Origin of the sequence: Vibrio sp. 1557 (genome assembly GCF_033340175.1) — a bacterium.
Taxonomy (GTDB): domain Bacteria; phylum Pseudomonadota; class Gammaproteobacteria; order Enterobacterales; family Vibrionaceae; genus Vibrio; species Vibrio alginolyticus.
Genome location: NZ_JAWOVZ010000003.1, coordinates 159,947 through 172,754 on the forward strand (window position 1 = coordinate 159,947; position 12,808 = coordinate 172,754).

The following is a 12,808-nucleotide window of genomic DNA, read 5'->3' on the forward strand; positions in this document are numbered from 1 at the left end:
CTTTGTGCTCAAGAAATTGGAGATTAACCTTGCTTACGGATTAGGTAGTCAAATGCGCCTAAGCTTGCTTTTGCACCTTCACCCATCGCAATGATGATCTGTTTGTAAGGAACGGTTGTTGCGTCACCCGCTGCGAACACACCTTCTAGGCTAGTTTCGCCACGGCTACCGACTTCAATTTCGCCGCGCTCAGATAGCGCTACTTCTGAATCTTTTAGCCATTCTGTGTTTGGCACTAGACCGATTTGAACAAAGATACCTGACAGTTCAATCTCTTTGATTTCATCTGTGTTGCGGTCTTTGTACTTCAAGCTTGTTACGCGAGTACCGTCACCCACTACTTCTGTTGTTTGCGCCATCGTGATGATGTCGATATTTGGTAGTGAGTTCGCTTTGTCGATAAGCACTTGGTCTGCGCGAAGTACGTCTGCGAATTCAAGAACCGTTACGTGTTCTACGATACCAGCAAGGTCGATAGCAGCTTCGATGCCTGAGTTACCACCACCGATAACTGCAGTTTTCTTGCCTTTGAACAGTGGGCCGTCACAGTGTGGGCAGTATGCGACACCTTTGTTGCGGTACTCTTGCTCACCCGGAACGTTCATTTCACGCCAGCGGGCACCAGGGCTTAAGATGACACTCTTACTCTTCAGCGTTGCGCCGCTTTCAAGTTGGATGTGAATCAAACCATCTTCTGTGTGTGCTGCGCCCATTAGCTTCTCAGCTTGTTGCTCAGTTACTACGTCTACGTCGTATTCTTTTAGGTGTTCTGCTAGGTCAGTTGCCAGTTTTGGACCTTCAGTACGTTTTACCGAAATGAAGTTCTCAATTGCCATGGTGTCCATAACCTGACCACCAAAACGCTTAGCAACAACGCCAGTACGAATACCTTTACGAGCGGCGTATAGAGCAGCTGCGCTACCACCAGGGCCACCGCCGACAACAAGTACGTCGTATGGGTCTTTTTCGCTTAGTGCTTTCGCGGCTTTCTCGCTCGCGCCGTCATCCACTTTGTTTAGGATTTCAGTCAGAGACATACGGCCTTGACCGAATAGCTCACCGTTCACGAATACACTTGGTACTGCCATGATGTCGCGTTGTTTCACTTCATCTTGGAACAAGCCACCGTCGATCATGGTTGCTTTTACTTTCGGGTTGATCGCCGCCATCATGTTGAACGCTTGAACCACGTCCGGACAGTTTTGACACGACAGTGAAATGAAGATTTCTACGTCTAGATCTTTGTCTAGTGCTGCGATTTGCTCAATCACTTCTGGTTCTAGTTTGATTGGGTGACCGCCAGAATGAAGCAGTGCCAATACTAGAGAGGTAAATTCGTGACCCATTGGCAAGCCTGCAAAGCGTAGTGCTGTGCCTTTTGCTGGGTTAGTTACCGCCATCACTGGTTTACGTGCGCTTGCGTTGTCGTCACGTTCAACAGTGATTAGGTCGCTCATCTCTGCGATTTGGTTCGCTAGAGACAAAATGTCATTCGATGCTTTGCTTTCATCTAGACTAACCACTAAACGAACTTCTTCTTTTACATTAGCCAGATATTGTTTGAGTTGTTGTTGGATCGCTTGGTCTAACATAGTTGTTACTACCTTAATTAAATAGTTACCAATCAAAACAAGTATTTGTTCATTCTTGCTAGCTAAAATCGTTGATAACTGCGTTATAGATTTTGTAGTTAGAGTAACTAGCTATCGAAAATCTATGCCTGGTTCTAAACGATTTTTTCTACGCAATTACTGCACACCTACTTATTCAGATAGGTAATAAAAAAGTGGTTACTGTAGATAAAACCTGAGGGGGAGAGAGCAAATCAGGCAGAAGGTCGTCAAGGTATCTAACCTGAAGTGCTCTCTAATTCAGTTCTAATCAGAAAAAGGAAATCGGGAACTGATTAGAACTTAAATTTCAGTGGCTTAGATTTTGCCAACTAGGTCTAGTGATGGAGCTAGTGTCTCTTCACCTTCTTTCCATTTAGCTGGGCAAACTTCGCCTGGGTGCGCTGCTACGTATTGAGCTGCTTTTACTTTGCGTAGTAGGTCTTCTGCGTCACGACCGATACCTTCAGCAGTGATTTCCATTGCTTGGATAGTACCTTCTGGGTCGATTAGGAACGTTGCACGGTCTGCAAGACCTTGACCTTCACGCATCACACCGAAGTTGTTTGTGATGTTGCCTGTTTGGTCGCCAAGCATGTAGTACTGAATCTTACCGATTGTGTCTGAGCTGTCGTGCCACGCTTTGTGAGTGAAGTGTGTGTCAGTTGATACTGAGTAAACTTCTACGCCACGTTTTTGTAGCTCTTCGTAGTGGTCTGCTAGGTCGCCCAGTTCTGTTGGACATACAAACGTAAAGTCTGCTGGGTAGAAGAAGAATACTGCCCATTTACCTAGAACGTCTTGTTCTGTTACTTCAACGAATTCGCCGTTTTTGTACGCTGTAGCTGCAAATGGTTTGATTTGAGTATTAATCATAATTTACTTTCCTTTGAATGTTTTAAGCTGAGCTGTTGTTGCTTTCGGAAAGTATATTCTCATCGGAGTGTGTTTAAGGAAAATCGCTTGTAACTATCCTATTGATAGCCATTTCCTATTTCACTTGATAGGGAAATCCGATGTAAGTGAGTTTGCTTTGATAGGTTTTATTGAAGATGAAGGCAGATTAGCAATAGAGAATATCGATGATTACTTTGAGTCGATATTCTAGCTAAGATCGAAAGAGCCTGCATTTCGGCAGGCTCTTTCTAATAGGAAGTGGGGAAGCGGATGCTTCTATCTTGTTAGCTCAGATTGTCGAGCACTTTGCCACACAACTTCTTAAGCATGATCATTTCATCCAGCTCTAAGGTTATTTTGCACATCATGGCGTTTGGCACTGACTTAGCTTGTTCTTTAAGGTCACGACCTTGTTCTGTTAGGTTGAGTACGCGAACGCGCTCATCGGTCTCACTGCGCCCACGTTCTACATAGCCTTTTGCTTCTAAGCGTTTAAGCAGCGGCGTGAGTGTGCCTGAGTCCAAATGCAGTTGTGACCCCAATTCTTTCACACTGGCACCATCTTTCTCCCACAGCACCATCATCACTAAGTACTGCGAATAAGTCAGATCAAGCTCGTCCAGCAACGGGCGGTAAGCTCGGATCACTGCGTTTGCTGCGCTGTAGAGCGGGAAGCAAACTTGGTTTTCGAGTAAGAGTTTATCGTCGTCGGTCATGGTGTTGTCGGTGTAACACTGGCTCATTGGCGTTGCCTACCTGCTCATAGAGAAAGAGAGTCATAAAATAAATTGTGCACAATATAGTTGCAAACGATCTTCACTTCGATATAAGGTTGTAAGCAATTAAATTGCGCACAACTTAAATTAAGAAGGACACTCGCATGACTACTCTATACAAAACTCAAGCTACCGCTTTGGCTGGTCGTAATGGTCAAGTAAAAACAGATGACGGTCTTCTCGATCTAGAGCTGTCATACCCGAAGGAAATGGGCGGCACAGGCGCAGCAACTAACCCAGAACAGCTTTTTGCAGCGGGCTATTCAGCGTGTTTTTCTAACGCGATTTTGCACGTAGCACGTGAAGGTAAAGTGAACCTGAAGAGTGCACCCGTAACAGCGGAAGTGGGCATCGGCCCGAACGATAAAGGCGGCTTTGCACTAACAGTGAGCCTAGCGGTAGAGCTAGACATGCCACAAGAACAAGCGCTAGAGCTAACGCGCATTGCACACCAAGTTTGCCCATATTCAAACGCAGTTCGTGGCAACATTGATGTGGCAGTAACGGTAAACGGCGAAGCAATTTAAGCGGTTTCAACCACTGCACAAAGACAAGAAAGCCTGCAAGCACGCAGGCTTTTTTTGATTGGTATGAGTCGAGAATACTTAACGCGACTCTAGCGGGTAAGAGCGGTAGCTCCACATGCCGTAAGTACGCAGAGCATCGCGGTAGATACCAAGCAGCTCACTATCGCTGGCTTTGGCTAAGTCTTTCAGTGGCTTGTCTGGATAGCTCACTGTGTCGAAAGTGATGCCTTGCGGGCCAGTTTGCCAGCTTGCGATTTCAAACAAGGTTTGACCACGGCGTACGTGGCTCGCTGAGCTGATGATGGTCGCGTGTTTAATGTTATGACGCGCCAATGCGTAGCTGCTGAATAGGGCGTTGCCTACCGTGCTGGTGGCGTAGTTTTCTTCAATGATGCGATCTTTGGTGATGCCTTTTTTGATCAGCCAATCTGCCATTAATTTGCCTTCGGTTTTGTGGTTCTTCGGTACACCACCCGTCAATACGATCAACGCGTCTGGGTTTGCTTTCGCCATGGCTAGCGTAGTTTCCAAACGCTCAACCAAGATCTGGTGCATCGAACCATCTGGGTTCAGCGCGTATCCCAACGTGACGATTGCGCCTTTGTCATCCAATTTGCCTTTATCGGCTTTCTCTTTTAGTGGCGTTGCAAGTACGCGGTCTACGGTGTCGAAGATGCGTTGGATGTCTGCCGCTTTGCCTGCATTGAGCTTCATGAGCGTCGCCATGTGTTTCGCTGATTCTGCTTGGTTGCCCTCAAAGCGTTGCCATACCGCTAAGTAAGCGTGCAAATCCACATCGTCTGGTGCGACAGAAAGAGCTTGTTCAAATAGTTCAATCGCGCGGTCTGCATTCTTGTTGTAGATCTGTGCGTTTGCCGCAGAAATCAGTAGGTCAGTGCGGTACGGCTCAAGTTTGTAGGCTTCTAGCAAGCTGTCGGTAACAATCTCCATGTTGCTCGGCATTTTGGCGGTAAAACCCGCATGCGAAATACGCGCAGGAGATTTGAATGCTTGTACCGCGTCATTCAGCAGTTGGTCAACAACCTGACGTTTGGTGACGATCTGTGAATAGTCCGCTGAAGATTGGACGGTAGCATCGTTAGCCGCGATAGAGTATGGGGCAGCAGTCAGCGCAATCACGCTACCAAGAGCAATGGCAAGTAAGTTCTTCTTCATGGAATGTCCTAGAGGTGCTGTAGTACCTAGTTTTTATTGTGCCTAGCGTTGTAGGTCGAACGGGGTCGATAGAATTTTTTCAGTCTAGGTTCGCTTCATGAATAATCTGTGAAATGAATCCCAACTCAGCCGAGCGAATGAATGCGCGTGGTCAAAACGCGAAGTAGGATCACGAAAATATTGAGGTATTCGTTCGTGTTCTAAGTAATTGGATTAAAAGATAAACAGCGTTTGGAAGAACGGACTTAAGCAACCAGAGTCAGAAATGAAAAAGCCTGCAATGATGCAGGCTTTTGGTTTATTTGATGGCAGTGCAGAAGCTAACGTCTGCATGGTGCGTTTGTGGGTCGAAGCTGTGGTAAAGCTCAAAGCAAGGGCGGTCGTCGTTCTCAATACCGGATTCAATTACCTTGCTCATGACATCATCCCACGCTTTTGAGTATTGGCTCGGGTCAGTAATGTGCTGGCGCACCACCGCATATTGACCGCCGGGGAAGTCTTGCAGCTCAATGCCTTTCGGAACTTCCGTGTCTTCTGGCACCATCAAGCAGATATCAGTACGGCACTTCTCGTCTGGCGTGATTTCAGGATTGTCATGGTAGATGAAGATGCAGGTATTGCCTGCCAAACCTTTCATTCCTGCCCATTGATACAGGCGACCTGACGGCTCTTCATAGCCTTGGCCGTAGGGGCCGTTTACGCGAATGTAAGCCAGTTTTGCTTTTTCAAAGTCTTGCGTTTCCATTGTCGTGCTCCATTTGGTGAGTTCAGAGCCAGTATATGAATCGCTTGGTGTCACTTCGTTTCCATTCTTGCGCAACGTGTGTCCAATCTTGCTGTTTCGTGCTAATTCAGAAAATTGCTGGTAGTTCTCACAGTCACGAAAGGCCGTAGGTGTAACGCCATAATGTTGTTTGAAGGCTTTGGCTAAGCTCTGTGAGCTAGAAAACCCGTACTCTAGGGCAATGTTTAATACCGGTTGCTTGGATTTGAATAAGTCATCGGCAGCGGCTTCTAAACGTAAACGTCGAATGAAGTCGGCCAATGTCTCGCCTTGCACGGCTTTGAAGGTGCGATGAAAGTGATAAGGGGAAAGGTTCGCCAGCGCGGCCACTTCTGGCAGGTTGAGTGGTTCATTAAAGTGTTGTTCTAAATAACGAATCACAGGAACCAGTCGTTGGTGGTAGTCGACGCGCATCGTGGTATTTCCTTGTTCTGTTCAGCTTGTTTTCTCTGCTCAAAGCCTACCGCAATCCAACAAGCTTGCAAGGGAGCAGGGTGAGAAATGCGTGGCGAGATGCGCGTCAATCAGTCACACTCAACGAGCAGATGTTTAAGCAAAAACGTTGCGCTCATTATCTTTACTAACCGCTAGGACAATCATGATCGCTTGGAAACAGTCTCTGCCAGAGTACGAATGGCTCATTCATCAAGTGTGGTACTTGGAAGTGCCAGAGGGTGAAGTCATTGACCCCAAGCCGCACCTTATTCCAAACCCGCGTGCTCATTTACTCTTTACGCCACCAGTGCAAGGCTACAGCTACGACACGGGAGACACAAAGCTTGCTGGCAAAGGCTGCCATTTATTAACGGCTAACGAGCATTTGCTGTTGTTGGAAGATACGGCTCCCATCAAGCGTATTGGTATCACCTTTCGTCCAGAGGGTCTGTATGCCATTGAATCACGGTTTAGTGATGCATCCCAAGTCGCAGCAATTAACCAATGCGAATGGTTTGATTGGCTCAACACGGCGTTTGATGTGCGCTTTCAACAAGGGTTATGGCAGCTAGAGTTGCAAGATTCACCGCAATGTTTGCTGAACTACATCAAACAACATCTAGATGCGTTAGATATCGAACCTTGTTGCACCAAACCGTTTTTGGCATCGCAAAAAGCGGTATCCGTGATGGACGCTCAAGCGCTACGCTCACCTGAGCTAGCGATGGATATTGATGAGATAGCCAAACAATGCGCCTGTTCTCGAAGAACGCTTGAGCGCAGTTTCAAGCAAGTAGTGGGGCTGAGCGTTAAGCAGTATCAACAAATGGCACGTCTAGAGCAGATGATTTTGACTCTCTACAAGCAACAAGAGGCGATTGATTGGGCGAGCTTCTCACAGCAATTTGGTTTCAGTGACCAATCGCATTTGATTCGTACCCTCAAACAGCAGCTAAGAAAAACGCCGAGCAAATACTTGAAAAAGCGCGACTTAACCATCGATATCTATGGCGACTTTGAGTCGTAATGCATTGCTGGTCAGCCCGAAAGTTGTCGCAAAAATCCAATTTTTCTCTTATCCGCTGAGCTACTATTTTCAGCAGATAACGAGGTAACACATGTCATATCAAAAACTAAAACAAGGCGAAGCCATCCCATTTAACGAATCGTTGACTATCCAGCTGATTCAAGGCTCTGATCTACAAGATATTATCGAGATGTTGAACGATGATAAGGTCAATCAGTATCTGTTCTTCGCACCTGCTGACAACAGCCTGTATGAAGGTTTCTTTGGCCCTATTATTGAAAATACGGCACAAGCGATCAAAGGAGGTGTTTGGCCAGATATCCCAACGTTCGTGATTCGTGACCAACAAGGTCAGTACATGGGAATGTGTGCAGTGACCGCAGTGATGTTCTTAACTGGCAACTACGAAGTGGGTTATCAGTTACCTACTTGCGCATGGGGCAAAGGCGTTGCGACTCGCGCTTGCCAAATGATGACCGAGATTGGATTTACTGAGCTAAACGCCCATAAAGTCAGTGCCGATTGCTACGCTTCTAATGTTGGCTCTTACAAGACGTTAGAGAAAAATGGTTTTACTCAAGAAGGCCGTCAGAAAGACTACTACAAACGAGAGCAAGGCTTTGACGACAAGCTGTACTACGGTATGACCGCAGAACAATTCGCGTCTTTAAATCGCTAATAATTAGCCAACAAAAAAGGCCGTTAACCCACATGCTCGGGTTAACGGCCTTTTCTATATTCAGCGCTAAATGGCTAAGACTTAGTTGCCTTGGTTCTGGCTTTGAAGCTTCTCTTTTGCTTCTTCAACCTTTGAGAAATCCAATCCCAATTCGTCTACCGCTTCTTTGATTAGCGCAGGGTTTTGCATCACTTGCGCCATCAGCATTTGTAGCTTGTCTTGTGGCAAACCTAGTTGGCTGATTGTTGCCATTGCCGCTAGAGGGTTTTGCGTCAGAGTCTGAAAAATCTCGTTGATTTGTTCGTCGCTGATGTTGTTCTCTTTTAGCAAGGCGATAATTGGGTTCATCATATTTCCTTTCAATTATTCATTGGATGACACTGAGGTGCAGTGTATCACTCGGTTACCTGTGTTTGTACTAGCTGAATAATTGGGGTAATCATTCAACTTTTCAATACCCCGTTAGTTCCATATAACCTGTCCCAGAATGAGAGCCCTCAATACGCACCGGGCCTTCCCAATAAGGCACAGAAAGGGGCATTTTCGCGTTCGGGTTGAGAGCAGAAACGGTAAGATCAATTTGCTGGTCAGGAATCGACACTTGCCACTGGGTTGGATACTTTCGCCCTTGGATTTCTGTTTGATTGGTTGCCTCTAACTGAATGTCTTTTTGTGGGATAGCGATGCCAGAACCATCTTGCTGCATCAGCCTTGCGCTGGAGTAACTGGCTGATCCGGTTTTGGAATCCCGCAATTGGAACACCACCAAGCTGGTGTCGTCACTCAATCTTAGGGCAAACCAGTCCCAGCCTTGTTGTGAGTCGAGTAAGAATTGCGAGCTCCACTCTCGGTCTATCCAACCTTTGCCCGACACTTGATGGGTTTTGCCGTCGATGGTGACTTCACCTGAGACATCAATAAACGGTTGGCTGTAGTAATACGAAGCCACCTGTCCATCGGCACTTTTGGTGCTGTAACCTTGCTCGCCTTGCTTTTGATAAGGCACGCTGCTGGTAAGAGTGAGCGAATAGCCAAACTGTTCGGATTTCGCCTTCAACGTGGCAGGGAAGAGGTCGTTGGTTGAAGAAGTCCACTGCCAATCATCGAGGTAAACACGAAACGGTGAAGTGTCGACGCCGGCTAGAGATACTTGATCGCGTGACCATTTTTCATCGGCGTAGTGTTTGTCCGTTGTCGTGACTGCGCTGTGCGCCATGTAGATTTGTTGAGCTTGCCACTCGGTTTTCTTCACGTCATCTTCGTCCGTTGGCGGCGCAGCAGCAAAGCGAAATTGTGTCCATTGAACGCCAAGTGGGTTGCCATCTTCATCAATTAAGTTAGCGGTTAAGTACCACCATTCATGACGAAAGTTTGGGTGCGCTTGATGATCGGTAGGAAAGGTGAGTTCAACCCCTTTTTCTACGGGTGTGAATAAGTTGCTCTCGCTTTGCGTATCTCCACTGCCCAGCAAAGTGCCCATATTTTGTTGCTGCGAATCTTCACAACCGAACAGGAATAAACTGCTTATGAGTAGAGTAAGTTTGCTTGCTAATCGAACCATCACAACACCTCGCTTTGCAAACTGGACACGACAGGCTTGCTGACTAATCGCCACAGCGGAATCAAGGTTGCGATCACTGCCACTAAGATGGTGATCGCCGCAATGCTCAGCGCATCACTCCAATTCCACAGATAATTTAAGCTCCAACCAAAAGCACGCAAGGTGACGATGTCTGTCAGCACATATCCCACTATGGCACCGAGGGGCAGGGCAATAACCAGAGTAAAACTGACCAGAGCAACGATCTGTCCGACCACCATGGTCATTAATTTGCGACGGCTGACGCCAAGTGCATATAGCCTTGCGATGGCGGCTTTGCGCGCGTCGAGCAACATGAAACAAGCACTGAACAAACCAATCACCGCGACCATCAACGTCACGCCGTTGAGTGCGCGTGTAATGGCGAAGGTCTGCGAGAAAATATCCAACGCGATGGATTTGATTTGCGCCTGATCGTAGAGCTGACTTGGATGCAGATTCAGTTGCTCGCGCAGTTGGTCGTATACGATTTGTGGGTCACCAGATACTTTAATGCCAAGGCTTGTTGGCAGGTCGGTAAAGCCACTCTCTTGCCATAATTTGGGTGCCAATAACACTTCACCATTGGGTGAACCGTAATCGTGAAATATAGCCCCCACAAGCAGGTTCTTATTTGGAACAGCATCAAGTGTGAGCTCGCTACCCAGTGATAAACCCAGTTTGACCGCGGTTGGTTCACTGATGGCGACTAATTCACCTTGGTAAAAGCGGGACCAGAAGTTCTCCAAATGCGATTTGAACACCATGGTTTGCTCTAAGGTGTCTTTGTCTTTGGTGCCAAGCAAAATCGGTAAGCCTTTCAGGTTATCGTCGACGTAGTATTGCTTGTAGACGGTCTCAACCTTGTCGAACTGTCCTAATGCGCGCTCCACATCAGCGATTTCCCCTTGGGCAGGGCTGACGTAAATATCGGCGTGTAACCTTTGTTCTAACCACTGTTTTAAGGTGGATTCAAAGCTGCCAACTAGCGTGTTCATCCCCATATTGGCAGTAACGGCGAGTAGCAGTGCCATCATGGCGAGAGAAAGCGGAGAAATCAGCTCGCGCAGCTCTGCAAACAGATACTGCATCAAACCGGAACTGGTGCGTTTTTCACACCAATTGGCTAATACACTGAGTGTTTTGGGTAGATACAAAGGAATCGACACCACAAGCACGCCGAGCCACGCCATGGTAAATCGGTGGTGCTCACTCAGCCATAACCCTGCAAGTGCGAGAGCCGTCAACGCAGCACCTATCACGAACAATTGGTTTTCGTTAGAAGCTTCAGGTGCTTGATAAAATCCACCATGAGAGGAAAGCGGCTGGCGCACTCGCTGTTTAAAGTGCTGCCAACACGCCAACAGGGTTGCGGCTAACGTGAGCAGCAGGGCTTGCGCCCACCATTGCCATTGCCAAGTGCCGGGAAGCAGTGTCGCGCCATAAAGTTGTTCTAGAGTCAGTGCCACGGTCGGATGTAACCAGTGGCTAAGCTGCATGCCCAATACAAAACCGAGGGAAGCGCCGATGGTAACGAGAATCGTGAGTTCAACTAACAGCGCTGAGAACACAATGCTCGGCGCAACACCCGCCTGTTGAATCTGCACCAACAGCCGATTGCGTTTCAGCAAGCTGTATTTTACGCCGTTGTAGGCAATGAACAGCCCGACTAAAAAGGCGAGTAAGCTCATTGCTGTGAGATTGAGGTGAAAGCTGTCGGTCAGCGAACCAAGGTCTGTACTTTGATTATTGGAAATCCATTGTCCATGTTCGCCAATCAGCTTCTGCCATTTTGTTTGTTTGTCTTTATTCCCTTTATCACCCGAATGGAAAACCGCAATGTAACTGAGCTGTCCTTGTTTATTGAGCAGTTGCTGGGCAAAACCAATGTCCATCAACATTCGGCTACCTAACTGCCATTCGTCAGGTAGCACCACCACTTGGGTTGGAATGTCATCCAGAGTTAGGGTTTCTACTTCCCCTAAGTTTTGATGTTGAGATTGGCTCATCATCACGATCGGCTTACCGGCCAAAAGCTCAGGTAAAGGTAAAGCACTGTCGAACAAAGACACGTTTTGTTGGTTTTCTGACGAATAGCGCGAACGTGAGGAAATTGCGGCAATCAACTCACTACCTTGCACTGACCAGCGACGCCCTTGTTCGTCTCTCACTCGCCCTTCGATTACAGGTAGTGCTGCACTGAGCCCGTTTTGTCTAAGGGTGAAATAAAGAGACTCGGGCAGATAGTTTTGCCCTGCTGGTGGAATAATTAAGTTCTGAGCTTGTGCGCTAAGCTGCTCGGTAGATTCCGCATAACTTCGTTTGGCATTGAGGTTGATGGCTTGCACCGCAACGAATAAGGTCACAGCCAACACGATACCGATCAGAATCGCGGCGGCTTGCAGTGGCGCCTGCCGATAGTGCGCTGCAAACAGATTCAGGGCGAGTCGAGTATGAGTGAATCTGTTGTTTGATGGCTTAGTTTGCTTCATGGTGAAGCTCATGTTTGTTTACTTGATGGCTGTTCTGTAGCTGACTGTTATCCAATCGCAGCCGTGCTTTCATAAATTCAGCGCATTCATGGCTGTGGGTCACCAAGAGCACGGCGGTATTGCCTTGGGTGGTGATTTCACTGAGTAGTTTCATCACTTCCAAGCCTGCTTTTTGGTCGAGGTTACCTGTGGGTTCATCGGCGAGTAGAAGCTTAGGTTTGTGTGCCAATGCGCGCGCAATCGCGACTCGTTGTTGTTGACCTCCGGAAAGGGCAGAAACATGCCTGTCGAGAAGTTGGCTGATACCTAGAGTCTCGACCAAATAATCGCACCAGTCGTTCCATTTCTGTTGATTCAAATGCAGAGGGAAGGCGATGTTTTGCTGCACGTTGAGCGGCGTTAATAGATTGAATTGCTGGAAGATAACACCGAGTTTTTGATGTCGAAATCGGCTCCATTGTGGGTCTTTCCAAGCCGCCGTGTTATCGCCATCTAACCACAACTCACCATCGGAAAGCGGCTCAAAGCCAGCGATGACATTGAGCAAAGTACTTTTGCCGCTGCCACTTGCGCCCGTCAGCGCAACACTCGCTCCTGTGTTCAACGTGAAGTCGACGCCTTCCAACACGCGATGTGTCTCTTTGCCATCGACAAAGCTTTTGCTGGCGTGTTTGAGTGTGACAAGTGGGCTTTCCATTTCCTCTCCCTGTATTCAAAAGGTGTCGTTTCTTTTGGCAATGCTTATTGCTGTTCGTTCTTTAGAAACTTTAGACAACAATCAGATAAAAACAGCGATTTACATCGATTTCTTAATAACTTGTACTGA

At 47.4% G+C, this 12,808-nt stretch carries 12 protein-coding genes; 3 read left to right on the forward strand and 9 right to left on the reverse strand.

The features are described 5' to 3' along the window. Positions 1-23: 23 nt before the first annotated feature. The 3 genes from ahpF to R7070_RS06475 form a co-directional block, all read right to left on the reverse strand. Positions 24-1,592, reverse strand: a complete 1,569-nt coding sequence (gene ahpF / locus R7070_RS06465; protein ID WP_256900198.1) for an alkyl hydroperoxide reductase subunit F — start codon at positions 1,590-1,592, stop codon at positions 24-26. 336 nt (positions 1,593-1,928) lie between these two features. Then, positions 1,929-2,486 (reverse strand): alkyl hydroperoxide reductase subunit C, encoded by a 558-nt coding sequence (gene ahpC / locus R7070_RS06470; RefSeq protein WP_005374632.1) that lies wholly within the window; start codon positions 2,484-2,486, stop codon positions 1,929-1,931. Positions 2,487-2,791: 305 nt separating this feature from the next. Further along, positions 2,792-3,250 carry a MarR family winged helix-turn-helix transcriptional regulator gene (locus R7070_RS06475; protein WP_005383518.1) on the reverse strand — a complete coding sequence of 153 codons (459 nt, stop codon included), beginning with the start codon at positions 3,248-3,250 and terminating at the stop codon, positions 2,792-2,794. Positions 3,251-3,387: 137 nt separating this feature from the next. Here R7070_RS06475 and R7070_RS06480 point away from each other — a divergent pair, with 137 nt between their 5' ends. Continuing rightward, positions 3,388-3,810, forward strand: a complete 423-nt coding sequence (locus R7070_RS06480; RefSeq protein WP_047476680.1) for an organic hydroperoxide resistance protein — start codon at positions 3,388-3,390, stop codon at positions 3,808-3,810. A gap of 78 nt (positions 3,811-3,888) precedes the next feature. Here the strand turns inward: R7070_RS06480 and R7070_RS06485 are convergent, their stop codons facing one another. Next, positions 3,889-4,986: an ElyC/SanA/YdcF family protein gene (locus R7070_RS06485; protein WP_256900199.1), complete on the reverse strand. Its 1,098-nt coding sequence runs from the start codon at positions 4,984-4,986 to the stop codon at positions 3,889-3,891. Positions 4,987-5,284: 298 nt separating this feature from the next. Continuing rightward, positions 5,285-6,184, reverse strand: coding sequence for a GyrI-like domain-containing protein (locus tag R7070_RS06490; protein ID WP_256900200.1), 900 nt, complete (start codon positions 6,182-6,184; stop codon positions 5,285-5,287). A gap of 184 nt (positions 6,185-6,368) precedes the next feature. Here R7070_RS06490 and R7070_RS06495 point away from each other — a divergent pair, with 184 nt between their 5' ends. Continuing rightward, entirely contained in the window at positions 6,369-7,232 is an 864-nt protein-coding gene (locus R7070_RS06495) for a helix-turn-helix domain-containing protein (protein WP_256900201.1), read from the forward strand. A gap of 91 nt (positions 7,233-7,323) precedes the next feature. After that, positions 7,324-7,911, forward strand: a complete 588-nt coding sequence (locus tag R7070_RS06500; protein ID WP_238972316.1) for a GNAT family N-acetyltransferase — start codon at positions 7,324-7,326, stop codon at positions 7,909-7,911. 81 nt (positions 7,912-7,992) lie between these two features. Here the strand turns inward: R7070_RS06500 and R7070_RS06505 are convergent, their stop codons facing one another. The 4 genes from R7070_RS06505 to R7070_RS06520 all read right to left on the reverse strand — a co-directional run bounded on the left by R7070_RS06505 (position 7,993) and on the right by R7070_RS06520 (position 12,679). After that, the gene (locus tag R7070_RS06505) at positions 7,993-8,259 is read right to left on the reverse strand and encodes a DUF2999 family protein (RefSeq protein ID WP_004746427.1); all 267 of its coding nucleotides are present in this window, start codon (positions 8,257-8,259) and stop codon (positions 7,993-7,995) included. Between the two features lie 103 nt (positions 8,260-8,362). Then, the gene (locus R7070_RS06510) at positions 8,363-9,472 is read right to left on the reverse strand and encodes a lipocalin-like domain-containing protein (protein ID WP_256900202.1); all 1,110 of its coding nucleotides are present in this window, start codon (positions 9,470-9,472) and stop codon (positions 8,363-8,365) included. Then, positions 9,472-11,982 carry an ABC transporter permease gene (locus tag R7070_RS06515; RefSeq protein ID WP_256900203.1) on the reverse strand — a complete coding sequence of 837 codons (2,511 nt, stop codon included), beginning with the start codon at positions 11,980-11,982 and terminating at the stop codon, positions 9,472-9,474. Before R7070_RS06515 ends, R7070_RS06510 begins: the two co-directional genes overlap by 1 nt. Then, a complete protein-coding gene (locus R7070_RS06520) occupies positions 11,969-12,679 on the reverse strand; it encodes an ABC transporter ATP-binding protein (protein ID WP_017820083.1) in 711 nt (236 codons plus the stop codon). The genes R7070_RS06515 and R7070_RS06520 overlap by 14 nt, the downstream gene beginning before the upstream one ends. Between the last annotated feature and the right edge of the window lie 129 nt (positions 12,680-12,808).